The following is a 24,339-nucleotide window of genomic DNA, read 5'->3' on the forward strand; positions in this document are numbered from 1 at the left end:
CAGCAAACGGCGACGGGGGCGGCCTGAGGAGTGCGGCGAGGGCGGAGCGGAGCCGATGGGTTATACTTCGATCAGCCCGAGCCGGGTCTCGATCCGATCGAGACGGTCGTGCACCCGATCAAAGCGGCCGCCGATCTCGGCGCGAAATTCCGCACTCTCGCGCTCGATATGGGCAACATGCCGCTCGATGGCGGCCAGGCGGACACGCTGTTCCCGCTGCTCAGCGCGAATCTCGCCGAGCTGAGCTTGGATCGAGCGCAGGATTTCGACGACGAGATTGTCGGGTTGGTCGGTCATGGCAGGCACACCATAGCACGAATCAGCTGACCGCGCGGGCCCTCACAAGTAGGCCAGCGGCTGCGAGGCCTTTTCCAGCCACAGGCTGGTCTCGGGCGTGCCGTCGCGCAGCGGCAGCTGGCCGACCACCGTGGCCGTCACCTTCTCCGACATGCGCGTCGCCGCGTAGTGGCTGGCGAAGAGCGGCTTGAAGCCGCCGCCGGTCAGCAGCGCCGCCACCACCTGCTGCTCGTTGTAGCCGCGCCAGCCCCATTCCTCCGGATAGGGGTCGGGCAGGCAGATGTCGTGGATGTGCACCAGCACGCCGGGCGGCAGGCAGGGCAGCACCTGGTTGACCAGGAAGTCCACATCGGTGCCGGGCATGGCGATGTGGCTCGAATCGATGAACAGGATGTCGCCCTCGGCGAGATCCCGATACGGCTCGGTCCCCGCCTCCTGCACCGTCTGCTCGAGATGGGTGATGCCGAGCTCGGCAATGCTGGCCCGTGGGGCGGGGTCGATGGCGGTGAACTCCAACGCCAGGTCGCCGTCGATCGCCGCCCGGATCATGAAGCGGGTGGAGTGGCCGGAGCCGACCTCGACGATCCGGGCCGGCTGCCGTGCCCGCACCATGGCATAGGCCGCGGCGGCGTCGAGCCGGGCGAACCAGCCCTGGTCCCAGCGCGGCTGCGGCGGCGGCGACTCACGCTCGGTCGCGCCGATCGCGAGCAGCGCGTCGCGATAGGAGTCGATGACGTCGAGCACCGCCTGGAACACCGGCTCGGAGGAGCGGAACAGCGCCTCGTGCCCGGCATAGGGCGGGATCTCGTCCGGCACCTCGTCGGCATAGCTGCACGGGATGAAGAAGCCTCTCGGCTGACGGCCGAACAGGGTCGCGAGGCCGAGGCGCCAGCGTCGCAGGCGGCGGCCGAAATCTGGGGGAGCGGTGTTCGAACTCAAGGGTGCAACGTCATGCCTTCATGCGCGACCAGCGTCCCGGGACGCCGACGGTCGGCAGCATCCGCGATCCGGTCGAGGAACGCGTCATCATGGTTGGGATCGTGGTGGAACAGCACGACCCGGCCGACATCCGCCGCGTCGGCGAGCTTGAGTGCCTCCTGCCAGGTCGAATGGCCCCAGCCGACAAATCTCGGATACTCCTCATCCGTGAACATGGCGTCATACACCATGATGTCGGCGCCGCGAACGAAATCGGCGATGACCTGGTCCACCCCGTCCGGCCGGTGCTCGGTGTCGGTGATGATGCAGATGCTCTTGTCCCCGACATCGATGCGGTAGCCGCAGGCGAGGTTCGGGTGGTTGAGCCAGCAGGTGTTGAGCTTGATGCCCGGGAAGGGCTCCATCGGGGTGCCGCAGTCGAAATCGTGGTACTCGCAGTCCTGGAAGACGCCGATCGGCACCGGGAACAGCGGCGCCATCATCGTCTCGCACAACACCGAATAGATCGATTTGTTCTGCGGTTTCAGATGGCCGGCCCAGAAACGCACCTTGCGGCCCTTGGCGTAGGCCGGCTTGAAGAACGGCACGCCGCAGACATGGTCCCAATGGGTGTGGGTGAAGAAGACGTCGACATCCGGCCGCCCCTCCTCCATCAGCCGGTGGCCGAGGTCGCGCAGCCCGGTGCCGCCGTCGATGATCAGGAGGTCGTCGCCGCGCCGGATCTCGATACAGCTCGTGTTCCCGCCGTAGCGCATGTTGCAGGAGGCAGGGCAGGCGATGCTGCCGCGTACGCCCCAGAACCGGAGCATAAGGTCGCTCGTCTTCGCCATCGGCGCGTCAGTCTGACTCTCGGCGCGCGGGAAACCGTCCGTCACGTCCGAGGACGCCGGCGGAGGGAACTGTCGCGCACCGAGTCGCACGAGTCGAGAAAAAAGGTCTTTTCGACATATTGATGGTGAAGCACGGCCGCGGGGCCACGTCTGTGTCGCCCGTCACAGGGCTTGTCGCCGTCCTCATTCGCCCGCCTCCTCCCCTGCACCGCCCAGCGCGTAGCCGCCGGGAACGGTCAGCAGCAGCGACGGCCGCGCCGGGTCGGATTCGATCTTGCGCCGCAGCCGATAGATATGGGTCTCCACCGTGTGGGTGGCGACCCCGGAGGCGTATCCCCAGACGGCGTCGAGCAGGGAGTCGCGCGACACGGTGGCGCCGTCCTGCCGGCGCAGATGTCGCAGGATCGCCGCCTCCTTGGCGGTCAGGCGGATCTCCCGTCCGTCGCCATGGATCAGGCGCAAGCCCGTCGAATCGAACCGGTACGGGCCGAGATCCGGGTCCGGCCGGGCCTGGCCGCGCCGCGCCAGGGCGGCGCGGAGGCTGGTGAGCAGGACGCCGATCCGGATCGGCGGGCGCAGCGTCGCATCGGCGTCGGCGAAGCGCTCGGCCCGGTCGCCGATCGCCAGGATCGGCCCGGCGAGGCCGGAGGAGCGCAGTCGGCCGCACAGCGTCTCGGGCGCCGGATCGCCGTCCTCTCCCGCCAGGATCGCCTCGTCGATGATCGCGGCCGCGAAGTCGCCGCCGGTGCCCGCGGCCCGGGCGACCGCGGCCTCGGCCGCCGCCGCCTCCGCCACCGTCGTGGCGGCGAAATCCGCCGACGCCGCGAACTGCTCGCCCAGCAGGGCGCGCAGCGCGCTGTTGCCGCAGGCGACGAGAAGCCGTTTCCTCGTCTCGGCGGCGGTGTCGGATGCGCTGGTATCGGATGCGATGGCGGCCATGGCGGCGCAATTTAGCACGGTCACTAAACTTCGCGACGAACAGGAGGCGAAGCCGTGGATGTGGTGGTCTCTCCGAAGGGATGGATCGACTGGGGTGCCGGCCGCAGGGCCTGCGCGCTCGGCCGCGGCGGGGTGCGGCCGGACAAGCGCGAGGGCGACGGGGCGACGCCGTCCGGCCGGTTCCCGCTGCGCCGGGCGCTGTACCGGCCGGACCGCGGCCCCGCCCCGGCGACCGCCCTGCCCTGCGCGCCGATCGCGCCCGTCGACGGCTGGTGCGACGATCCCGCCGACCCGGCCTACAACCGGCCGGTCCGCCTGCCCCACCCGGCCCGGCACGAGCGGATGTGGCGGGACGACGGGCTCTACGACCTCGTCGTCGTGATCGGCCACAACGACGACCCGCCGGTGGCCGGCCTGGGCAGCGCGGTGTTCGTCCATCTGGCCCGGCCGGATGGGGGTCCGACCGAGGGCTGCGTCGCCCTCTCCCGGGCGGACCTGCTCGACCTCCTGGCCGCCGCGGCGCCCGGGGACACGCTGGTGGTCTTGCCGAGGTGACGGGTCTCGGTCAGATGGATGGGCCGGCGCCCGCCCCCTCACCCGAAATCGCTGACGCGATTTCGACCTCTCCCCAAGGAGAGGTATAGGGGGCGCCGCGTCGATTCCCCTCTCCTCGGGGAGAGGGAGGGGCCCATTCGCGGCAGCGAATGGGAGGGTGAGGGGGTTCGGGCCGAGCCGCCGTTCATCCCTCTGCCGGCCGGGGCGGGACGACGCGGGCGCCGAACAGCGCGGTGCCGACGCGCACATGGGTGGCGCCGTAGCGCACCGCGACCTCGAAATCGTCGCTCATCCCCATGCTCAGCACCGGCAGGCCCAGCTTCCCGGCCAGATCGGCGAGCAGCGCGAAATGCAGGGCCGGCGGCTCGTCCACCGGCGGGATGCACATCAGGCCGCGGACCGGGAGACCGCATTCCTCGGTGCACAGACGGTAGAGATCCTCGGTCTCGCGCGGCACGACGCCGGCCTTCTGCGGCTCCTCGCCGGTGTTGACCTGGATCAGGCAGTCCAGCCGCCGGCCGGTCGCCGCCATCGCCTCGGCCAGGCTGCGCGCCAGCTTCGGGCGGTCGACCGTCTCGATCACGTCGAACAGCCGCACCGCGTCCTTCGCCTTGTTGGTCTGAAGGGGGCCGATCAGCCGGAGTTCGAGATCCGGCCGGGCCTCGCGGCGCGCCGCCCATCGGGCCTGCGCCTCCTGCACCCGGTTCTCGCCGAACACCCGCTGGCCGGCCGCGAGCGCGGCCTCGATGCGGTCGTCCGGCTGCACCTTGGAGACGGCGACGAGGGTGACCGCGGCGGGGTCGCGGCCGGCGGCCCGGGCGGCGGCTTCGATCCGCGATCGAAGCGAAGCGAGGGACTCTGCAAGTGTGATGGTCGTCATACTGCGACAATCCGGCACAACGATGCGGGTTTGCAACGCCCGCGGCCCGGGCGCGGCCCGGCGCCGCAGGCTGCAGGCGGTTCGGAACCATCGTCGGCGGCCGCCGGGCGGCCCCCGGCTTCGGCGCTTTCGGGGATCACGGCGAGTGCTTGCATGCGATGTCGTCAGGGTGGCCTCAACCACATGTTGCAGCGGGAGCACACGTCCCAGCTTTTGTGACTTCTGTGCAACTTGCTCATTGTCGGCCGGCATGGCTGCCCCGTATAACCTGCAGATCGACGCCATTCGCACCCTGGCTGTGGTGTCGTCTTCGAGGGGACATTCTAGGGGACATCCGGCCGTTCGGCCGCGTTAGGAGGTAGGAATGAAGAAGATTCTGCTGGGTGGGACGGCGCTGGTCGCCGCCGCGCTGGCGGCTGCAGCGCCGGCGTCGGCGGAAGACAAGGCGGTCACGTCCGGGCTCGAGATGAAGATCAGCGGCTTCGTCGCCTGGGAAGCCGGCTTGATCATCGGCTCGACCGACGACGGCCGCGACCGCGAGTACGACTTCAACTCGAACGGCCGTCTGCAGTTCGACATCAAGAACGTTACGGATTCCGGCCTCGAATACGGCGCCCGCATCCGTATGAACAACGTCAACCGGAGCCAGAACGTCACGGTTGACCGTCAGTATGTCTATGTGAAGGGCGAGTTCGGTACCGTGACCTTCGGCGACTCGCCGCAGGTCGCCGGTGACTTCGGCTATTTCTTCGCGCCCGACGACATCCTGAACGCCCAGGGCGGTTACGGCGACAACCTGGACGGCAACTACCGCTACGGCGGTGGTGACTTCTTCATGCTCGACCCGACCTACAATACGGGTCTGGCCCGCAGCACCAGCATCAAGTACTCCTCGCCGAGCATCGGCGGCTTCATCTTCGGCGTCGGCTTCACGCCTGTCATCTCGGACACCACGGCTCTCAGCACCGGCACCGTCGGGCGGGATGACCTGTTCAACGACGGCCAGATCTTCGAGAACGTGATCAGCGGCGGCGTCGGCTATGAGGGCGAGTTCGACGGCACCAGCGTCAAGGTCCGCGGCACCGCCACTTACGGCAATGGCATCAATAACCGCTGGGACCTCGAAGCCTACAGCGTCGGCGGCCAGGTCGGCTTCGGCGGCATCGTCGGCAGCATCGTCTGGGTCGGCGTGCCCAGCGGCTTCGGCGGCGGTGAGACCGACAAGAACTTCAACACGGTCGGGGTCGGCCTCGGCTACAGCTTGGGCGCCCTGAACTTCGGCCTCGGCTACGCCTACACCTGGGCCGACAAGAACAACGACCTGACCGGTTCGGGCGGCGACGACAAGGGCGACCTGAAGGACAACCACATCGCCGCGGCGACCGTGAACTACACCCTGGCGCCCGGCCTGAACACCTACGCCGAGGTGATCTACGAGATCCAGAACTACCGTAAGCGGGATTTCGGTGGCGTCATCGTCAACGAGGAGAGCGATTGGGAGCAGGCGACGTTCCTGACCGGCATCTCGGTCTCCTTCTGATCGATCCGATAAAAAGCTAGCCTTTGAAGGGGGAGCGGCTATGATGCCGCTCCCTTTTTCTATGTGGCCGCGCCGAATGTCGTTGAGATCGCTGTTCGCCCTGCTGACGGTCGTTGTTTCCCTTGCCGCCTGCTCCGACGACGGCATCAAGGTCGGCCCCAGCCCCGAACTGGGCCCCTCGCGCGAGCGCACCCCGCCGGACAACCAGAGCATCTTCGGCCCGGGCGGCCTGAGCTTCGGCGCCGGCTCCGAGCGGCCCCAGGATCTCGGCGAGGGCGCCGTCCTCGGCGTCAACGCCTATCTCTGGCGCGCCAGCCTCGACACCGTCTCCTTCATGCCGATCACCAGCGCCGACCCGTTCGGCGGCACCATCGTCACCGACTGGTACACGGCGCCCAACAGCCCCAACGAGCGCTACAAGCTGAACGTCTACATCCTGGGCCGCGAGCTGCGTTCCGACGGCGTCCGGGTCAGCGTGTTCCGCCAGGTCCAGGGCCGGGGCGGCTGGGCCGACGCGCCGGCCCCCGCCACCATGGCCAGCGCGCTCGAGGACACCATCCTGACCAAGGCGCGGCAGCTGCGCATCACCGGGCTCGAGCAGTCGACCGCCCAGTGATCCGGCCCGCAGGGCTGTCATCCATCCGGGCGCCGCGGGTTGATCCGCGGCGCCCTTTCCCTGTAAATGCCTAGGTTTTCCGGCACCAGAGCATCGAGATGTCCCGCTATAACCACCGAGAAACCGAGGCGCATTGGCAAGCCGTGTGGCGGGAGCGCGGCACCTTTCGGCTCGAGACGCTCGGCGACCGGCCGAAATACTACGTCCTGGAGATGTTCCCCTATCCCTCGGGGCGCATCCATATGGGCCATGTCCGCAACTACACGCTGGGCGACGTGGTGGCGCGGCACCGCCGGGCGCTGGGCTTCGACGTGCTGCACCCGATGGGCTGGGACGCCTTCGGCCTGCCGGCGGAGAACGCGGCGATCGAGCGCGGCGCCCATCCGGCGGCCTGGACCTACGAGAACATCGCGGCGATGCGCACCCAGCTGCAGTCCATGGGGCTGTCGCTGGACTGGGACCGCGAGATCGCGACCTGCCACCCGGACTACTACCGCCACGAACAGAAGATGTTCCTCGACTTCCTGGCGGCGGGCCTGGCCTACCGCAAGGAATCCTGGGTCAACTGGGACCCGGTCGAGAACACGGTCCTGGCGAATGAGCAGGTGATCGACGGTCGCGGCTGGCGCTCCGGCGCGCCGGTCGAGCGGCGCAAGCTGAACCAGTGGTTCCTGCGCATCACCGAATACGCCGACGACCTGCTGGCCGCGCTGCCGACGCTGGAGCGCTGGCCGGAGCGGGTGCGGCTGATGCAGGAGAACTGGATCGGCCGGTCGGTCGGCGCCCGCGTCACCTTCCGGCTGCAGGGGCGCGAGGACGGGCTGGAGATCTTCACCACCCGGCCGGACACGCTGTTCGGCGCCAGCTTCTGCGCCGTATCGCCCGACCACCCGCTGGCCGACGAGATCGGCCGCGCCAACCCGGCCGTGGCCGAGTTCGTCGCCGAATGCCGCCGCAGCGGCACCAGCGAGGCCGCGATCGAGACGCAGGAGAAGCGCGGCATCGACACCGGGCTGCGGGCCGTCCACCCGCTGGATCCCAGCTTCACCGTCCCGGTCTATGTCGCCAATTTCGTGCTGATGGAATACGGCACCGGCGCCATCTTCGGCTGCCCGGCGCATGACCAGCGCGATTTCGACTTCGCCCGTGCCTACGGCCTGCCGATCACGCCGGTGCTGTGGCCGGCCGGCGTGGACCGGCCGGACGGCGCGGCCCAGGCCGAGGCGATGGTCTACACCGACGGCGCCTTCGCCTACGATCTGGGTCCGCTGACGCCGGACCGCCCGATCTCGGTCGACGAGGCCAAGGACATCGTCATCGCCGCCCTGCAGCAGCGCGGGGCGGGGGAGGGGACGGTGCGCTACCGGCTGCGCGACTGGGGCGTGTCGCGCCAGCGCTACTGGGGCTGCCCGATCCCGATCATCCATTGCGAGACCTGCGGCATCGTACCGGTGCCGGAGGACCAGCTGCCGGTGACCCTGCCGGAGGACGTGACCTTCGACCAGCCGGGCAATCCGCTGGACCGGCATCCGACCTGGAAGCACGTCGCCTGCCCGAGCTGCGGCGGCGCGGCCCGGCGCGAGACCGACACCTTCGACACCTTCTTCGAAAGCTCCTGGTATTTCGCGCGCTTCTGCTCGCCGCGCAGCGCCCAGGCCTTCGACCGCGCCGCAGTCGACCGCTGGCTGCCGGTCGACCAGTATGTCGGCGGCATCGAGCATGCGGTGCTGCACCTGCTGTATTCGCGCTTCTTCGTCCGCGCCCTGAAGCGCTGCGGCTATCTGGGCATCGACGAGCCTTTCGCCGGGCTGTTCACCCAGGGCATGGTCACGCACCAGACCTATCGCGACGCCCAGGGCGCCTGGCTGTACCCGACCGACGTGACGCGCGACGACCAGGGCAACTGGACGAAGCTGGCCGACGGCGGCCCGGTCACCGCCGGCCGCATCGAGAAGATGTCGAAGTCCAAGCGCAACACGGTCGACCCGCAGGTGATCATCGACACCTACGGAGCCGATGCGGCGCGGCTGTTCATCCTGTCCGACAGCCCGCCGGACCGCGACATGGAATGGACCGAGGCCGGCATCGAGGGCGCCTGGCGCTACCTGCAGCAGCTGTGGCGACTGGTGACCGAGAGCCCGGTGGCGCTGCCGGCGGCCGGGACGCCGCAGCCGAACGGCTTCAGCCCCGCAGCCGAGGGGCTGCGCCGGGCGCTGCACAAGACCATTGCCGGCGTCGGAGAGGATCTGGAGCGGTTCCACTTCAACAAGGCGGTGGCCCGCATCCGTGAGCTGACCAACCTGATCGGCAAGATCGCCGGAGAATCGGGCGGCACGGGGCAGGGGGAGGCCTGGGCGCTGCGCGAGGCCTTCGACGGCGTGGTCCGGCTGATCGGTCCGATGGTGCCGCATATCGGCGAGGCGCTGTGGCAGCATCTGGGCCATGACGGCCTCCTGGCCGACGCGCCCTGGCCGAAGGCCGATCCGGCGCTGCTGGTCGACGAGACCGCGACCGTGGCGGTCCAGGTCAACGGCAAGCTGCGCGCCACCATCGTGCTGCCGCGCGATGCGGACGAGGCGACGGCGCGCGAAGCCGCGCTGGCCGACGCCAACGTCGCCCGCGCGCTCGAAGGCCGCACCGTGCGCAAGGTCATCGTCGTCCCGAACAGGATCGTCAATGTCGTGGGTTAGACTCGCAGCACCGCTGCTCCTGATCCTTGCGCTCGGGGCCTGCGGGCTCAGACCGCTCTACGGCACCAACTCGGTCGGCGCCGCGATGTCCGATCGGCTGGCGCAGGTCAATGTCGGCGTCATCGGCGACCGGTCCGGCCAGGTGCTGCGCACGGAGTTGATCCGAACCCTGAACCCGCAGGGCCGGCCGGCCCAGCCGGCTTATGACCTTGGCGTCTCGCTCGTGGAATCGCAGCAGGACGTCAACCTGATCAGCGACCTGACGACGACCCGCAAGAACCTGACTTTGACCGCAAGCTTCGTGCTGACCGACCGCAAGACCGGCCAGCCGGTCTTCTCCGATTCGGTCACGGAGATCACCAGCTTCAACATCCTGGCCGACCAGTACACGACGCTGGTCGGCGAACGCGATGCGCGCGAGCGGGCGCTGCATTCGCTCGGCGAGGACATCCGCACCCGCCTCGCTCTCTATTTCGACCGGCATCCGTGAAGCTGCCGCCGAACCGGATCGACAGCTTCGTCCGGCGGCCCGATCCCGGCATCCGCGCGGTGCTGCTGTACGGCCCGGATGCCGGCGCCGTGCGCGACTATGCCGACACGCTCGCCCGCGGCGTCATCGACCCGCCGACCGACCCGTTCCGCGTCGCGGAGCTGCCGGCGGCCGAGATCGGCCGCGACCCGGCCCGGCTGGTCGACGAGGTCTTCGCCCTGTCGCTGACCGGCGGCCGCCGCCTGGTGCGGGTGCGGGACGCGACCGATGCGGTGGCGCCGGCGCTCGAGGCCGTCCTCGCGGGCGGCGAAACCGATACGCTGGTGGTGCTGGAGGCCGACGAGCTGACGCCGCGCTCGGCCCTGCGCAAGCTGGCGGAGGGGGCGGAGGCCGCGGCCGCCATCGCCTGCTACATGCCGGATGAGGAGGCGATCGGCCGCTTCATCCACCGCATGCTGGCCGACGCCAAGGTCTCGGCCGACGGCGAGGCCGAGCAGATGCTGGCCGCGCTGCTGGTCGGCGACCGCCAGATCGCCCGGCGCGAGGTCGAGAAGCTGATCGCCTATGTCGGGGAGGGCGGTCGGATCGATGTCGAGGCGGTGCGCGCCTGCATCGGCGACGCCACCGAACGCTCGCTGGACGATCTCGCCATGGCGGTGGCCGATGGCGACCTGGCCGGCGTCGACCGCTCCCTCGGCCGGCTTCTGTCGGAGGGCGGCGAGGCAATCGGCATCCTGCGCGCGGTGCAGCGCCACTTCCTGCGGCTGCACCAGCTGGCGGTGATGATCGACGGCGGCGACGCGCCGGACGCCGCGATGGCGGCGCTGCGGCCGCCGGTGTTCTTCAAGGCCAAGGCGGCGATCCGCGGCCAGGTCCGGCGCTGGAACCAGGACCAGATCGGCGAGGCGCTGCGCCGCCTGATCGAGGCCGAGGCCGAATGCAAGCGCACCGGCCGCCCGCCGGAAACCGTCTGCGCCGCGACGCTGCTGCGCATCGCGCGAGCGGTTGCAAGGAAAAACTGAACGATTTCAGTCGGTTAGAATCCTGTCATTGCCGGGTTTGACCCGTCAATCCAGAGAGCCTCGACATCTTCCGGATGCCGGGTCAGGCGCGGGCATGACAATGAGGGGAAAGGCCCTACCACTTCTCCTTCGTGCCCTGCAGCCGCTTCAGCAGGGCGGCGAACTGGTCCAGGTTGCTCCATTGGATGTGGATCGTGCCGCTGGTGTTGTTGTTCTGCGTGTCGATCTTCACCCTGTAGCCCAGCCGGGTCTCGATGTCCCGCTCCAGCGCCACGATGTTCGGATCGCGCATCGCCGGCCGGGACGGGGCGGGGGAGGGCTGCTCGCGGGCGTCGCGGGCCAGCTGCTCGGTCTGGCGGACGTTCAGCCCCTTGGCGATCACCGTCCGCGCCGCCGCCTCCGGGTCCGGGCAGCCCAGCAGCGCGCGGGCGTGGCCGGCGGTCAGGAGCCCTTCCTGCAGCTGGGCCAGCACCGTGTCCGGCAGGTCGAGGAGGCGCAGCGTGTTGGCGATGTGGCTGCGGCTCTTGCCCACCGCCTGCGCCACCTCCTCCTGGGTCAGGCCGAACTCGTCGAGCAGCCGCTGATAGCCCTCGGCCTCCTCCAGCGCCGTCAGGTCCTGGCGCTGGACGTTCTCGATGATGGCGATCTGCAGCGCCTCGCGGTCCGACATCGGCCGGACCACCACCGGCACCTCGTGCAGCTTGGCCTTCTGCGCCGCGCGCCAACGGCGTTCACCGGCGATGATGTGGTAGCGGTCGGGCTTGCCCTCGACCGGCCGGACCAGAAGCGGCTGCAGCACGCCCTGGGTGCGGATCGACTCGACCAGCCGGTCCAGTTCCGCGTCGTCGAACTTCCGCCGCGGCTGGAACGGCCCCGGGCTCAGGAATTCGATCGGCAGGCTGCGCGGCGCCCGCGGCTCTCCCGGCGCGCTGGCGGCGGCGATATCGGCCTCCTCGGCCTCGCCGAACAGGGCGTCGAGGCCGCGGCCCAGGCTGGGGCGGCGACGGGGGCTGCTCTCGGCCGCGCTCATGCCGCGCTCCTCTGCTCTTCGCGCTTCAACATCTCGGAGGCGAGGTGGACATAGGCCTGGGCGCCGGAGGAGGCGAGGTCGTAGACCAAGACCGGCTTGCCGTGCGACGGCGCCTCGGAGACCCGCACGTTCCGCGGGATCACCGTCTCGTACACCTTGGCCCCGAGATGCTGGCGCACATCGCGCGCCACCATGTCGGAGAGGTTGTTGCGCCGGTCATACATGGTCAGCACGATCCCCTGCATCTCGAGCGCCGGGTTGAAGGCCTTGCGGACGCGCTCGATCGTCCGCATCAGATGGCTGAGCCCCTCCAGGGCGTAGAACTCGCATTGCAGCGGCACCAGCACGGCATCCGCCGCGGTCAGCGCGTTGAGAGTGAGAAGGCCGAGCGAGGGCGGGCAGTCGATCAGGATGTAGTCGTAGCCGTCGGCATGGGGCCGGAGCGCGCTGCGCAGCCGGTATTCGCGCCGCACCGCCTCGACCAGCTGGACCTCGGCGCCGGCGAGGTCGACCGAGGCCGGGATCAGGTCCAGCCCCGGCACCTCGGTCGCGACCGCCGAATCGGCGACGCTGGTGTTGCCGAACAAGAGGTCATAGGAGCCGAGACCGCGCTTCGCCCGCGGCAGCCCGAAGCCGGTCGAGGCGTTGCCCTGCGGGTCGAGGTCGATCACCAGCACGCGCTTGCGCACGGCGGCCAGGGCGGTGGCCAGGTTGATCGCCGTGGTGGTCTTGCCGACGCCGCCCTTCTGGTTGGCGATGGCGATGGTGCGGGTGAGGCGGGGGGCTTCGGCCTCCGCGCTCATGATCGTCGTTTGGGCGTCGTCAGCCACGGGCGAACCCCTCGATGCGGATGAGCACGGCGTCCGGATCGGTCCGGCTCGGATGGAGGTCGATGGTCATCTTCGGTGAAGGCGCCAAGGTGGTCAAATCAAGAGCGGCCAATTCGGCCTCGGCGGCACGGCCTTTCGGGAAGATCGCGACGGTGCGCGGGCCGGCGAATCGGGCGGCGTAATCGAGGAGGACGGGCAGGGCGGCGAGGGCGCGGGCCGTCACCACATCGGCAGGGAAGGGGGCGACCTGCTCGATCCGCCGCGCATGCACCGTCACCGGCGCCCCTGTTTCACGTGAAACACTGCGCAGGAATTCGGCCTTGCGCTGGTCGCTCTCGATCAGATGCGTCTCCAGCCCGGTCGCCAGCGCCAACACCAGCCCGGGGAAGCCGGCGCCGCTGCCGAGGTCGACCAGGGTCTTCGCCCCGACCGGGATCAGCGGCACCAGCTGCAGCGAATCCTCGAAATGCCGCCGCCTCAGATCGGGCAGGGTCGACGGCGCGACCAGGTTGATCGCCCCCTGCCATTTCCACAGCAGCGCCTCGTAGCGGTCGAGCTTCTCGGCGAGATCCGGGGGCGCTGGAAACGCCGCCTCAGCCGATGGCACGCCGGTCCTCCCCCTCGCGCCGGACATGCTTGAGCAGCGCGACCAGCGCCGCCGGGGTCACGCCCGGCAGCCGCGCCGCCGCGCCGAGCGTCGGCGGCCGGGAGCGCTTCAGGATCTGGCGGATCTCGGTCGACAGGCTGCCGATCGCATCGAAGTCGAGCTCAGCCGGCAGGGCCAGCCCCTCGTCGCGGCGGAAGGCGCGGATATCGGCCTCCTGCCGGTCGAGATAGCCGGCGTATTTCGCCTCGGTCTCGATCTGCTCCGCCACCGCCTCCGGCCACTCCGCCAGCTCCGGCCAGATCCGGGCCAGGGCGGTCAGGTCGATCCCGGGATAGCGCAGCAGGTCCATGCCGTCGCGGCGGATGCCGTCCTGATTGACCGAGAGGCCGTGCCGCCGCGCCTCGGTCGGGGTCAGCGACAGGGACCGGATCCGCTGCCGCGCCGCCTCCAGCGCTGCGGTCTTCCGGGCGAAGAGATCCTGACGGTCGGCGCCGACGCAGCCGGCGGCGATGCCGCGGGCGGTCAGGCGCTGGTCGGCATTGTCGGCGCGCAGCACCAGCCGGTACTCGGCGCGCGAGGTGAACATGCGATAGGGCTCGGGCGCACCGCGGGTCACCAGGTCGTCGATCATCACGCCGATATAGGCCTCGGCCCGGTCGAGCAGCAGCGGCTCGTTGCCGGCGACGGCGCGGGCGGCGTTCAACCCGGCCAGAAGGCCCTGGGCCGCCGCCTCCTCATAGCCGGTGGTGCCGTTGATCTGGCCGGCCAGGAACAGCCGCGGCACGGCCCGCAGCATCAGCGACCGGTCGAGCTGCCGCGGATCGACGAAATCATACTCGATGGCATAGCCGGGGCGCAGGATCGTGGCCTTCTCCAGCCCCGGGATGCCGCGCACCAGCCCCTCCTGCACGTCGCGGGGCAGGGAGGTGGAGATGCCGTTCGGATAGACCGTCGGGTCGTCCAGCCCCTCCGGCTCCAGGAAGATCTGGTGCCGCTCCTTGTCGGCGAAACGCACCACCTTGTCCTCGATCGAGGGGCAGTAGCGCGGGCCGACGCTGTCGATCTGCCCGGAATACATGGGCGCCCGGTGCAGATTGGCGCGGATCAGCTCATGCGCCGCCGGCGTGGTGTAGGTGATGAAGCAGGAGACCTGCGGCACCGTAATCCGGTCGGTGAGGTCGGAGAAGGGGATCGGCGGGTCGTCACCCTTCTGCTCCTCCAGCGCCGCCCAGTCGATGGTGCGGCCGTCGAGCCGCGGTGGCGTGCCGGTCTTCAGCCGGCCGAGGGTGAGACCCAGCCGGTGCAGCGTCTCGGCCAGGCCGATCGACGGCGCGTCGCCGACCCGGCCGGCCGGCCGCTTCTCCTCGCCGATATGGATCAGGCCGCGCAGAAAGGTGCCGGTGGTCAGCACCACGGCTCCGGCGGCCAGCATCCGGCCGTCGGCCAGCGTCACGCCGGAGACGGCGCCGGACGAATCGAAGGTCAGGTCTTCGACCGAGCCGGCGACGAGATCGAGGTCGGACTGCTCGGCCAGCACCGCCTGCATCGCCCGGCGGTACAGCTTGCGGTCGGCCTGGGCGCGGGGGCCGCGCACCGCCGGGCCCTTGCTGCGGTTGAGGATCCGGAACTGGATGCCGGCGCGGTCGATCACCCGGCCCATGATGCCGTCCAGCGCATCGATCTCGCGCACCAGATGGCCCTTGCCCAGCCCGCCGATGGCCGGGTTGCAGGACATCTCTCCGATCGACTCGAGCCGCTGGGTGACCAGCGCCGTGCGCGCGCCGAACCGCGCCGCGGCCGCCGCCGCCTCGCACCCGGCGTGACCGCCGCCGACCACGATGACATCATACTGTTCCATGGCGGCGGACTTTACGGAGACGGCGCTGCGGGGTCAAATGCGGGAACGGACAGCGTGTTTCACGTGAAACATCGCGGCCGAGGGGCTCGTGATTGATTGCTTCGCTTCGCTCGCAATGACGAAGGGCGGCTGGACCGCTCCCCCGCCGTCACTGCAATCCACGGCACCGGCCGCTTCGCTTCCAATACAGAATACCGGCAATCCCTCATGCAGCCAGCCGTCTACATCACAGCGAACCGGCCCTATGGCACGCTTTACACCGGCGTCACCTCGGATCTGCTCCGGCGCATCCATCAGCATCGGGAAGGCACAGTCCCAGGCTTCTCATCGCGGTATGGCTGCAAGATCCTGGTCTGGTACGAGACCCTGCCGTCGATGAAGGAGGCGATCGCGCGAGAGAAGCAGATCAAGGGTGGATCGCGAGAGAAGAAACTCGCATTGATCCAGGTCCTGAACCCCGAGTGGCGAGACCTCTATCCAGGCTTGGTCTGACCCTGCCGGTAGATCGCTATGGATTGCTTCGCTTCGCTCGCAATGACGAGGAGGAACCGGGCCGCGCTCCCCAACCGTCATTGCGAGGAGGCGAAGCCGACGAAGCAATCCATTCACGCTATCGCAGCCGGCTTCACCCGCCGATGTTCCACGTGAAACATCTCACTTCCCGATGCAGAAGCTGCCGAACAGGACGTCGAGCATGTCCTCGACATCGACCCGGCCGGTGATGCAGCCGAGGGCGCGCAGGGCCAGGCGCAGATCCTCCGCCGCCAGCTCGGGCAGGGGCGCCGCCGGCACCCGGGCCAGGGCGTCGCGCGCATCCTCCAGCGCCGCGCGGTGGCGGGCACGGGTGAGGGCGGGGGAGCCGTCGCCGGTCAGCCGCCGTTCCACCGCATGGGCCACGGCGTCGAGCAGCCGGTCGACCCCGGCGCCCGTGCGCACCGAAATCGCGATCTCGTCCGCCGCCCGGGGCGCGTCCGGCAGCCGGTCGATCTTGTTGACCACGCGGATCGTATCGGGCCCCGGACCCAAGGCCGGATCGGAGGATACAGGCTCGGCGGCATCGCGGATGACCAGGCGCAGATCGGCCTCGGCGGCACGGCGGTGCGAGCGGCGGATGCCCTCCGCCTCGATCTCGTCGAGTGTCTCGCGCAGCCCCGCCGTGTCGGCCAGCACCACCGGGTAGCCGCGCAGGTCGAGCGCCACCTCGACCACGTCGCGGGTGGTGCCCGGCCGGTCGGAGACGATGGCGACGTCGCGCCGGGCCAGCGCGTTCAGCAGGCTGGACTTGCCGGCATTGACCGGCCCCAGGATGGCGATGTGCACGCCCTCGCGCAGCCGCTCGCCCCGGCCGGCATCGTCGAGATGGGCGGCGATCGCGGCCGAGACCTCGGCCACGGCCCGCTCCGCCTCCGCCGCCAGGTCAGGCGGCAATCCCTCATCCGGGAAGTCGAGCGCCGCCTCGGTCATGGCCAGCGCCCGCATCAGCGACGCGCGCCAGCTCTCATAGAGCTGGCCGAGCGCGCCGCCGAGCTGGCGCAGCGCCTGCAGCCGCTGGGCCCGGGTCTCGGCATCGACGAGGTCGGCCACCGCCTCGGCCTCGGTCAGGTCGAGCTTGCCGGCCAGGAAGGCGCGCCTGGTGAACTCGCCCGGCTCGGCCGGGCGTAGCCCCGGCAGCCGGGCCAGCGCCTCGACCACGCCGCGGGTCACCGCCCGGCCGCCATGCAGATGCAGCTCGACGACATCCTCGCCGGTGTAGCTGGCGGGGCCGGGGAACCAGAGCACGAGGCCGCGGTCGAGCGGCACGCCGTCGGCCGGGTCGCGCAGCTCCGCCAGCGTCGCCAGGCGAGGGGCGGGAAGGGGGCGTCCGGTCAGGGCCCGCAGCGCCGGCCCGGCGGCGACGCCGGAGATCCGGATCACGGCCACGCCGCCGCGGCCGGCGGGGGTCGTCGGGGCGAAGATGGTGTCACGGCTCGTCATGAAGCGAGGCCGGTGCCGGCCGATGTTTCACGTGAAACACACCCATCCGCTCGCATCCGCACGCTCAGGACTTGCCTCCCTTGCCGCCGGTCATGCTCTGCCAGAAGGCGCGCTGCAGCGTCTCGAACCCCTCGATGCTCGCCGGCAGCCAGGTCCTGAACAGCGCCTCCGGCTCCATTGCCGCGAGATTGGCGCGCATCCGCTCCTCCATATCCTTCAGCAGCGCCTGCTGCATCGGGCCGACATCCGGCAGGCCGAAGAAGGCGCGCGCCTCCTCCGGCGTGCAGTCGATATCGATCGAGACCTTCATCGGGATCCTCCTGGGGAGTTGGCGGCGTTATCGTGGCAGGGGAGTATAGCCGCTGGCCGCAGCTCCACCACAGGCCGGCCCCACAGACCGGGATTTCGAGATGCCGAACCGCCTCGCCCAGGAGACCAGCCCCTACCTGCTGCAGCACGCCGACAATCCGGTGGACTGGCAGCCCTGGGGGCCGGAGGCCTTCGCCCGCGCCCGCGCCGAGAACAAGCCGGTGCTGCTGTCGGTCGGCTACGCCGCCTGCCACTGGTGCCATGTGATGGCGCATGAGAGCTTCGAGGACCCGGCCACGGCCGCGGTGATGAACGAGCTGTTCGTGTCGATCAAGGTCGACCGCGAGGAGCGGCCGGATGTCGACACCATCTACCAGACGGCGCTGGCGATGCTCGGCCAGCAGGGCGGCTGGCCGCTGACCATGTTCCTGACCCCGGACGGCCAACCCTTCTGGGGCGGCACCTATTTTCCGCCGACCAGCCGCTGGGGCCGGCCCGGCTTCACCGACGTGCTGCACGCCCTGGCCGCCGCCTATGCCAATGAGCCGGAGAAGGTGACCGGCAACGTCGCCGCCCTGACCGAGGCCCTGGCCAAGCATTCGGAGAATGCCCCCGGCGCCGGGCTCGACCTCAACGTGCTCGACCAGGTGGCGGAGCGGCTGGCCGGCCAGTTCGACCCGCTCTGGGGCGGAATGCGCGGCGCCCCGAAATTCCCGCAGCCGAGCATCCTCGAGCTGCTGTGGCGGGGCTGGCGCCGGTCGCGCCGGCCGGAATGGCGCGACGCGGTGCTGCGGACCCTGACGGCGATGAGCCAGGGCGGCATCTACGACCATCTCGGCGGCGGCTTCGCCCGCTATTCCACCGATGAGGAGTGGTTGGCGCCGCATTTCGAGAAGATGCTGTACGACAATGCCCAGCTGATCGACCTCCTGACCCTGGCGTGGCAGGAGACGCGCGACCCGCTGTACGCCTCCCGGGTCGAGGAGACGGTCGCGTGGATCGAGCGCGAGATGATCGCCGAGGGAGGCGCCTTCGCCGCGACGCTGGACGCCGACAGCGAGGGCGAGGAGGGCCGGTTCTACGTCTGGACGGAGGCCGAGATCGACGCCGCGCTGGGTGAACGTGCGGCCGCGTTCAAGCAGGCGTACGACGTGACGCCGGACGGCAACTGGGAAGGCAAGACCATCCTCAACCGCCGCCGCGACCCGGCGCTGCGCGACGCGGAGACCGAGGCTGCGCTGGCGGAGGACCGGGCCGTACTCCTCGAGCGCCGGGGTGTACGCGTACGGCCAGGCTGGGACGACAAGGTGCTGGCCGACTGGAACGGGCTGATGATCGCGGCGCTGGCCCGCGCCGCCCAGGCCTTCGACCGACCGGAATGGCTCGCGCTGGCCGAGACCGCCTTCGCCGCCGTGGTCCGCCAGCTCGGGCAGGGGGACCGCCTGGCGCATGCCTGGCGTCGGGGCAAAGCAACAGCGCCCGGCCTGCTCGAGGACTATGCCGACATGGCCGCGGCCGCGCTGGCCCTGCACGAAGCGGCCGAAACGGCCGCCTATCTCGACCACGCAAGACGCTGGACCGCGGTGCTCGACGACCATTTCTGGGACGGCGGCCGCGGCGGCTATTTCCTGACCGCGGATGACGGCGAAGCGCTGATCGTCCGCACCAAGAGCGCCTATGACGCCGCGGTCCCGTCCGGCAACGGCACCATGCTCGGGGTGCTGACGCGTCTCCATAATCTGACCGGCGACCGGCTGTACGCCCTGCGCGCCGATTCCCTGATCGCCGCCTTCACCGGCGAGCTGCAGCGCAACTTCATCCCGCTCGCCACCTGGCTGAACCGGGCCGAGGACCGGATGGAGCCGCTGCAGATCGTGGTCATCGGCGCGAAGGACGACCCCGCCACCCGGGCGCTGCTGCGGGCGGTGCACGGCCGGTCGCTGCCCGGCCGGATGCTGCTGCGGCTCGACCCCGGCTCGGTCCTGCCGGAGGGCCACCCGGCCGCCGGCAAGGCGATGCTGGACGGGAAGCCGACCGCCTATCTCTGCCGCGGGCCGGTGTGCCAGGCTCCCGTCACCGAACCGGATGCCCTACTCGACCTGATCGGACCATGACCCGCTCCACTCGCAGCCTCGCTCCGGCGGACCGCGCCACCGTCACCATCGCCACCCCGGTCGGGCCGGTGCGGATCACCGTGGCCGGCGGCGTCGTCGCCGCCGTCGATCATGTCCAGGACCCGCCGGACAATGCGCGGCCGAAGGACCGGCTGCTGCGTGAGGCGGTCCGGCAGATCGAGGCGTATTTCACCGGCGATCGCCGGCGCTTCGACCTGCCGATGGCGCCGGCCGCCAGCCCGTTCCAGGCGCGGGTGCGGCAGGCGATCATCGACATTCCCTATGGCGAGGCGGCGTCCTATGGCGGCCTGGCCCATATCCTGAACAGCGGCCCGCGCGCCGTCGGCCAGGCCTGCGGCCGCAACGACCTGGTGCTGCTGGTGCCCTGCCACCGCGTCATCGGCGCCGGCGGCGCCCTCGGCGGCTACGGCAGCGCCTCCGGCCTCGAACGGAAGCGCCGGCTGCTGGAGTTCGAGGGATTCAGGGGACGGTTTTGAGGGGAACAATCCGGCAACGTCCGTGCTAGAATCGAAAGCAGTTGTGGCCGTCGACGCAGCGGCCGCGCTTGATCCGCGGAATCGCGCCCTGCATAAAGACGGGCGGAGGTGGCTTTGACCCCATCGACCCTTCTCGGAATCGGCCTCTACACGCCCGCGGAGGCCGAACGTTTGATCCGCGTGCCCGCCGGCAAGATCGCCCGCTGGCTCAAGGGCCACTCGGTCAAAGGCAAGCGCTACGAGCCGCTCTGGCATCCCCAGATCAATCTCGGCGACGACCACGTCTATCTCGGCTTCCGGGACCTGATGGAGATGCGGACGGCGCACGCCTTCATGGAAAAGGGTGTGAGCGCCGTCGCCATCCGCCGCGCCATCGTCGAGGCCTCCAAGCTCGTCGGCGACGAGAGGCCGCTGTCCACGACGAAGTTCAGGACCGACGGCCGGAGCATCTTTCTCGAGATCGCTCGCGAGGATGGTGACGCGCAGTTGGTCGACATCTTCCGCAGGCAGTACGCCTTCCAAAAAATCATCGAGCAGAGCCTGACCGACGTCGATTTCGACGGTATCGCGCCCGGGCGTTGGTGGCCGGCATCCCGCGCCAAGGGAATCGTCGTCGATCCCGCCCGATCTTTTGGCCAGCCGATCGACGAGGAGACGGGTGTGCCGACCGCCGCGCTGGCGGCGGCTGTCCAGGCCGAAGGTAGCATTGAGGCCGCAGCGCGCGCCTGGCAGGTCAGACCGTCAGCCGTGAAGCGAGCCGCTGAATTCGAGGCAGCCCTCCTTCAACGGGCTGCATGAAGGTCTTCTTCGACAATTGTCTCTCGCCCGTGATGGCCAGCACGCTTCACGGCTACATCGCCAATTACGGGCACTCGGCGATTCATGTCCGAAATCTGCCTCTCACCCATCCGACTGATGTCCAATGGATAGAGTACTTAGCCGCAGATCGGGACGATTGGATTGTCTTCACCGGCGACGGGCGGATACGCCGCAATCGAGCCGAATGGGCTGCTTTCCGACAGGCGGGACTCAAGGGTGTCGTCCTCGCGCCGGCCTATCAGAAGACACCTCTCCACAAGCAGTGTGCTGTTATCCTGTACCAATGGCCGGACTTGGTTGAAACAATGGCTCGCTTCGATCCTCCGGTTCTACTCGAAATGAGCATCAAGTTTCGAGGGCGATTCAAGGTGCTGACCTAGACAAACAGGCCGGATCCGGACACCTTCGGTCTGGTCCCGTCCCCACCGTGACAAGCGCAGCGGCCTGCGGTTATCGTCCACCCCGATTGCTTCGATTGCTTCGTCCACCGCAACGCTCGAGGGAGAGCGCATCCATGGCGACAGTCACCATCACCGCTGCCGATGGCGGCCGCTTCAACGCGTATCTCGCGCGGCCGGCCTCGGGCTCAGGGCCGGGCATCCTGGTGATCCAGGAGATCTTCGGCGTCAACGCGGTGATGCGGCAGATCTGCGACGACCTGGCCGCCCAGGGCTATGTCGCCCTGTGCCCCGACCTGTTCTGGCGGCAGGAGCCGGGCGTCGACATCACCGACCAGTCGAAGGCGGAGTGGGACAAGGCCTTCGCCCTGTTCAACGGCTTCAACGAGACCGCCGGCGTCGAGGACCTGATCGCCTCGCTGGCCACGCTGCGCGACCTGCCGGAATGCACCGGCCGCGCCGGCGCGCTGGGCTATTGCCTGGGCGGCCGCCTGGCCTTCCTGATGGCCACCCGCTCCGACGCCGACTGCGCCGTCAGCTATTACGGCGTGGGCATCGACAAGCTGCTGGGAGAGGCCAGCGCCATCACCCGGCCGCTGATGCTGCACATCGCCGAGAAGGACCGGTTCGTGCCGCCCGAGGCGCAGGCCGAGATCCGGGCCCGCATGGCGTCGCTGCCGACGGTCACGGTGCATGCCTATCCCGGCCTCGACCACGCCTTCGCCCGCGGCGCGGTGAGCATTACGACGCGGCCGGCGCCAAGCTGGCGAACGACCGCACCGCCGCCTTCCTCAAGACCCATCTCGGCTGAGGAGACGATCATGGTCCACGCCATCCGCATCCACGAGAACGGCGGCCCCGAAGTGCTGCGCTGGGAGCCGGTCGAGGTGCCCGCGCCCGGTGAGGGCGAGATCCGCGTCCGCCACACCGCGATCGGCCTGAACTACATCGACACCTATCACCGCGCCGGGCTGTACAAGCTGGCCCTGCCGATCGCCCTCGGGCAGGAGGCGGCGGGCGAGGTGATCGCCGTCGGCCCCGGCGTCGAGGAGTTCAAGCCGGGCGACCGGATCGCCTATGGCAACGGCCCGATCGGCGCCTATTCCGAGGAACGGGTGATCCCGGCCGAGAAGGTGGTGAAGATCCCGGACGGCGTCACCGACCGCACCGCCGCCGCGATCATGCTGAAAGGGCTGACCGCTTGGTACCTGCTGCGCCGCACCTTCCCGGTGCAGCCGGGCCAGACCATCCTGTTCCACGCCGCCGCCGGCGGCGTCGGCCAGATCGCCTGCCAATGGGCCAAGCATCTCGGCGCCACCGTGATCGGCACCGCCGGCGGGCCGGAGAAGGTGGCGATCGCCCGGGCGGCCGGCTGCGACCATGTGATCGACTACACGACCGAGGATTTCGTCTCCCGCGTCCGCGCCATCACCGGCGGCAAGGGCGTGCCCGTGGTCTATGACGGCGTCGGCAAGACCACCTTCGAAGGCTCGCTCGACTGCCTGTCGCCGCGCGGCATGATGGTGACCTTCGGCAACGCCTCCGGCCCGGTGGCGCCGATCAGCCCGCTGGTGCTGTCGCAGAAGGGCTCGCTGTACCTGACCCGGCCGACGCTCGGCACTTACGTCGCCACCAGGGCGGAGCACGAGGCCGCGGCGGCGGAGCTGTTCGACGTGGTCGCCCGCGGCGCGGTGAAGATCGCGATCAACCAGACCTATCCGCTACGCGAGGCCGCCCAGGCCCATCGCGACCTGGAGGCGCGGAAGACGACCGGGTCGACGGTGCTGCTGCCGTAGGGGCCGGGCCTCCATAGCGCGAACTGGCGGCCGGCCGCTCAAGTCCGATCCGGTCTGGATTTCGCCCCCGCGACGACCGCACAATCCACTCTCCCCCTCCCCTTGCGGGAGGGGGAGGGGTGTTTTTCGGTGGCCGATCCTTTCGTCCGATCCCTACGCCGATATCCGACTGAAGCCGAGCGTATGCTGTGGCGGCAATTGCGCGGCAAAAAGGTCGGCGAGCTTCGGTTCCGGCGGCAGTTCCGGGTGGGCACCTACATCGTCGATTTCGTCTGCCTGCCGGCACGCCTCGTGATCGAGGTCGATGGAGCGTCGCATGAGCTGACTGTTGAAGCCGACGACAGGCGGACTCAATGGCTGGAAAGCCAGGGCTTCCGGGTGATCCGCTTCACCAATGAGCAGGTCGTCCATCGTCTGTCGGATGTGGTCGAGACAATCACCGCGGCGGTGGCCGAGGGGCCGATCGCTTTACCCTATCGCGGCTTGTTCGAATCGGCGCCAAACCCCTCCCCCTACCCCCTCCCGCAAGGGGAGGGGGAGAGTGGTATTTAGTTTAGGCCTGACTACTTCACCGCATAGGCGCGCAGGAAGGCGTCGACGCCGCTCTTCAGGCCGCGCTCGATCCGCTCCTCGCTCGGGATCTCGATGCCGAGCTCGAGCCGCATCTTCATATGGCCGAGGATCATGGCGCCGAACTGCTCGGCCGCCAGCTCCGGGTCCGGCACCGCCAGCACGCCGCGCTCGGTGGCGGCGGCGAAGAACTTCGCCAGATGCGCCTTGCCCTGGCCCGGGCCGGCCTCGTACATCGCCCGGCCCAGCTCCGGGAACCGCACGGCCTCCGCCATCACGTTGCGGTACACCTTGACCACGTCCGGATTGAGGATGAAGCGCAGCAGCGTGCCGCCCGCCTCCATCAGCGCGGCGCGCAGGTCGTCCGGCGGCGGCGACATCGCCGCCAGCCGCTCGAAGGCCCGGCAGGCGCTGCCGACGATCGCCGAGAACAGCTCCTCCTTGCTGGCGAAATGGGCGTAGAGCGTGGCCTTGGACACGCCCGCCTCGCGCGCGATCGCATCCATGCTGGCCGCACCGTAGCCCTGCTCCAGGAAGACGCCATGGGCCGCCTTCAGGATCTGGTCGGGCTTCCGGCTGGCTGAAGCTGGCGGCGGAAGCGTGTCGCTGTCGGGACGGGTCATCGGCACACGGGATCGGGAGGAATCGAGCTAAACTGAACCGTTCAGTTTGGTCTTGACAAGAGATAGAGCAAACCGCAACGTCCGGCAACAAGACTGAACGGTTCAGTTTACCCCTC

General features: G+C 69.6%; 25 protein-coding genes and 1 pseudogene. 14 read left to right on the forward strand and 12 right to left on the reverse strand.

Features of this window, described 5'->3' with window-relative positions; translation table 11 throughout:
* Positions 1–60: 60 nt before the first annotated feature.
* From G537_RS40830 to G537_RS40835, 4 genes are all read right to left on the reverse strand, one after another.
* The gene (locus G537_RS40830; RefSeq protein ID WP_034853517.1) at positions 61–297 is read right to left on the reverse strand and encodes a hypothetical protein; all 237 of its coding nucleotides are present in this window, start codon (positions 295–297) and stop codon (positions 61–63) included.
* Between the two features lie 42 nt (positions 298–339).
* A complete protein-coding gene (locus G537_RS0130310; protein ID WP_034853519.1) occupies positions 340–1,236 on the reverse strand; it encodes a class I SAM-dependent methyltransferase in 897 nt (298 codons plus the stop codon).
* Positions 1,233–2,045: an MBL fold metallo-hydrolase gene (locus G537_RS0130315; protein ID WP_245579172.1), complete on the reverse strand. Its 813-nt coding sequence runs from the start codon at positions 2,043–2,045 to the stop codon at positions 1,233–1,235. Before G537_RS0130315 ends, G537_RS0130310 begins: the two co-directional genes overlap by 4 nt.
* A 204-nt stretch (positions 2,046–2,249) precedes the next feature.
* Positions 2,250–3,005, reverse strand: a complete 756-nt coding sequence (locus G537_RS40835; RefSeq protein ID WP_051249329.1) for a response regulator transcription factor — start codon at positions 3,003–3,005, stop codon at positions 2,250–2,252.
* A gap of 54 nt (positions 3,006–3,059) precedes the next feature.
* Between G537_RS40835 and G537_RS0130325 the strand changes: the two genes are divergently transcribed.
* Entirely contained in the window at positions 3,060–3,560 is a 501-nt protein-coding gene (locus G537_RS0130325; protein WP_026873241.1) for a L,D-transpeptidase family protein, read from the forward strand.
* Between the two features lie 184 nt (positions 3,561–3,744).
* On the opposite strand, the gene G537_RS0130330 is transcribed toward G537_RS0130325, so the two are convergent.
* Complete coding sequence (locus tag G537_RS0130330) at positions 3,745–4,440, reverse strand: YggS family pyridoxal phosphate-dependent enzyme (RefSeq protein WP_026873242.1); 696 nt, start codon at positions 4,438–4,440, stop codon at positions 3,745–3,747.
* Between the two features lie 364 nt (positions 4,441–4,804).
* Between G537_RS0130330 and G537_RS0130335 the strand changes: the two genes are divergently transcribed.
* The 5 genes from G537_RS0130335 (at position 4,805) to holA (ending at position 10,798) form a co-directional block, all read left to right on the forward strand.
* On the forward strand, positions 4,805–5,980 hold the full coding sequence (locus G537_RS0130335; RefSeq protein WP_026873243.1) for a porin: 1,176 nt from the start codon (positions 4,805–4,807) through the stop codon (positions 5,978–5,980).
* A 76-nt stretch (positions 5,981–6,056) separates the two neighbouring features.
* The gene (locus tag G537_RS0130340; protein WP_034853521.1) at positions 6,057–6,596 is read left to right on the forward strand and encodes a DUF3576 domain-containing protein; all 540 of its coding nucleotides are present in this window, start codon (positions 6,057–6,059) and stop codon (positions 6,594–6,596) included.
* A gap of 98 nt (positions 6,597–6,694) precedes the next feature.
* Positions 6,695–9,286, forward strand: a complete 2,592-nt coding sequence (gene leuS / locus G537_RS0130345; RefSeq protein ID WP_026873245.1) for a leucine--tRNA ligase — start codon at positions 6,695–6,697, stop codon at positions 9,284–9,286.
* The gene (gene lptE / locus G537_RS40840) at positions 9,273–9,776 is read left to right on the forward strand and encodes an LPS assembly lipoprotein LptE (protein ID WP_034853523.1); all 504 of its coding nucleotides are present in this window, start codon (positions 9,273–9,275) and stop codon (positions 9,774–9,776) included. The genes leuS and lptE overlap by 14 nt, the downstream gene beginning before the upstream one ends.
* Positions 9,773–10,798, forward strand: a complete 1,026-nt coding sequence (holA, locus tag G537_RS0130355) for a DNA polymerase III subunit delta (RefSeq protein ID WP_026873246.1) — start codon at positions 9,773–9,775, stop codon at positions 10,796–10,798. Before lptE ends, holA begins: the two co-directional genes overlap by 4 nt.
* Positions 10,799–10,913: 115 nt before the next feature.
* Here the strand turns inward: holA and G537_RS0130360 are convergent, their stop codons facing one another.
* From G537_RS0130360 to mnmG, 4 genes are read right to left on the reverse strand one after another with little or no spacing between them, the layout of a single operon-like run.
* Entirely contained in the window at positions 10,914–11,828 is a 915-nt protein-coding gene (locus G537_RS0130360) for a ParB/RepB/Spo0J family partition protein (protein WP_026873247.1), read from the reverse strand.
* Positions 11,825–12,631 (reverse strand): ParA family protein, encoded by an 807-nt coding sequence (locus G537_RS0130365; protein ID WP_026873248.1) that lies wholly within the window; start codon positions 12,629–12,631, stop codon positions 11,825–11,827. Before G537_RS0130365 ends, G537_RS0130360 begins: the two co-directional genes overlap by 4 nt.
* A 19-nt stretch (positions 12,632–12,650) precedes the next feature.
* Positions 12,651–13,265 (reverse strand): 16S rRNA (guanine(527)-N(7))-methyltransferase RsmG, encoded by a 615-nt coding sequence (gene rsmG / locus G537_RS40845; RefSeq protein WP_051249331.1) that lies wholly within the window; start codon positions 13,263–13,265, stop codon positions 12,651–12,653.
* On the reverse strand, positions 13,252–15,123 hold the full coding sequence (gene mnmG, locus G537_RS0130375) for a tRNA uridine-5-carboxymethylaminomethyl(34) synthesis enzyme MnmG (RefSeq protein ID WP_026873249.1): 1,872 nt from the start codon (positions 15,121–15,123) through the stop codon (positions 13,252–13,254). Before mnmG ends, rsmG begins: the two co-directional genes overlap by 14 nt.
* Before the next feature lie 96 nt (positions 15,124–15,219).
* On the opposite strand from mnmG, the gene G537_RS0130380 reads away from it, so the two are divergent.
* Positions 15,220–15,615 carry a GIY-YIG nuclease family protein gene (locus tag G537_RS0130380; protein WP_245579173.1) on the forward strand — a complete coding sequence of 132 codons (396 nt, stop codon included), beginning with the start codon at positions 15,220–15,222 and terminating at the stop codon, positions 15,613–15,615.
* A gap of 162 nt (positions 15,616–15,777) precedes the next feature.
* On the opposite strand, the gene mnmE is transcribed toward G537_RS0130380, so the two are convergent.
* A complete protein-coding gene (mnmE, locus tag G537_RS0130385; RefSeq protein ID WP_026873251.1) occupies positions 15,778–17,097 on the reverse strand; it encodes a tRNA uridine-5-carboxymethylaminomethyl(34) synthesis GTPase MnmE in 1,320 nt (439 codons plus the stop codon).
* A gap of 64 nt (positions 17,098–17,161) precedes the next feature.
* The gene (locus G537_RS0130390) at positions 17,162–17,407 is read right to left on the reverse strand and encodes a DUF6489 family protein (RefSeq protein ID WP_026873252.1); all 246 of its coding nucleotides are present in this window, start codon (positions 17,405–17,407) and stop codon (positions 17,162–17,164) included.
* 100 nt (positions 17,408–17,507) lie between these two features.
* Here G537_RS0130390 and G537_RS0130395 point away from each other — a divergent pair, with 100 nt between their 5' ends.
* The 7 genes and pseudogenes from G537_RS0130395 to G537_RS42720 all read left to right on the forward strand — a co-directional run bounded on the left by G537_RS0130395 (position 17,508) and on the right by G537_RS42720 (position 23,582).
* Entirely contained in the window at positions 17,508–19,520 is a 2,013-nt protein-coding gene (locus G537_RS0130395; protein WP_026873253.1) for a thioredoxin domain-containing protein, read from the forward strand.
* Positions 19,517–20,017 carry a methylated-DNA--[protein]-cysteine S-methyltransferase gene (locus tag G537_RS40850; RefSeq protein ID WP_051249332.1) on the forward strand — a complete coding sequence of 167 codons (501 nt, stop codon included), beginning with the start codon at positions 19,517–19,519 and terminating at the stop codon, positions 20,015–20,017. The genes G537_RS0130395 and G537_RS40850 overlap by 4 nt, the downstream gene beginning before the upstream one ends.
* A gap of 114 nt (positions 20,018–20,131) precedes the next feature.
* Complete coding sequence (locus G537_RS0130405) at positions 20,132–20,815, forward strand: hypothetical protein (protein ID WP_081689153.1); 684 nt, start codon at positions 20,132–20,134, stop codon at positions 20,813–20,815.
* On the forward strand, positions 20,812–21,216 hold the full coding sequence (locus G537_RS43260; protein ID WP_081689154.1) for a PIN-like domain-containing protein: 405 nt from the start codon (positions 20,812–20,814) through the stop codon (positions 21,214–21,216). The genes G537_RS0130405 and G537_RS43260 overlap by 4 nt, the downstream gene beginning before the upstream one ends.
* Before the next feature lie 134 nt (positions 21,217–21,350).
* A pseudogene (locus G537_RS44560) lies at positions 21,351–21,905 on the forward strand (dienelactone hydrolase family protein); the annotation flags it as partial.
* 150 nt (positions 21,906–22,055) lie between these two features.
* Positions 22,056–23,030: a quinone oxidoreductase family protein gene (locus G537_RS44565; protein WP_026873255.1), complete on the forward strand. Its 975-nt coding sequence runs from the start codon at positions 22,056–22,058 to the stop codon at positions 23,028–23,030.
* Between the two features lie 129 nt (positions 23,031–23,159).
* A complete protein-coding gene (locus G537_RS42720) occupies positions 23,160–23,582 on the forward strand; it encodes an endonuclease domain-containing protein (protein WP_155888847.1) in 423 nt (140 codons plus the stop codon).
* Between the two features lie 11 nt (positions 23,583–23,593).
* Here the strand turns inward: G537_RS42720 and G537_RS40860 are convergent, their stop codons facing one another.
* On the reverse strand, positions 23,594–24,223 hold the full coding sequence (locus G537_RS40860) for a TetR/AcrR family transcriptional regulator (RefSeq protein ID WP_034853525.1): 630 nt from the start codon (positions 24,221–24,223) through the stop codon (positions 23,594–23,596).
* Positions 24,224–24,339: the final 116 nt, after the last annotated feature.

It is taken from the genome of Inquilinus limosus DSM 16000 (assembly GCF_000423185.1).
Lineage (GTDB): Bacteria > Pseudomonadota > Alphaproteobacteria > DSM-16000 > Inquilinaceae > Inquilinus > Inquilinus limosus.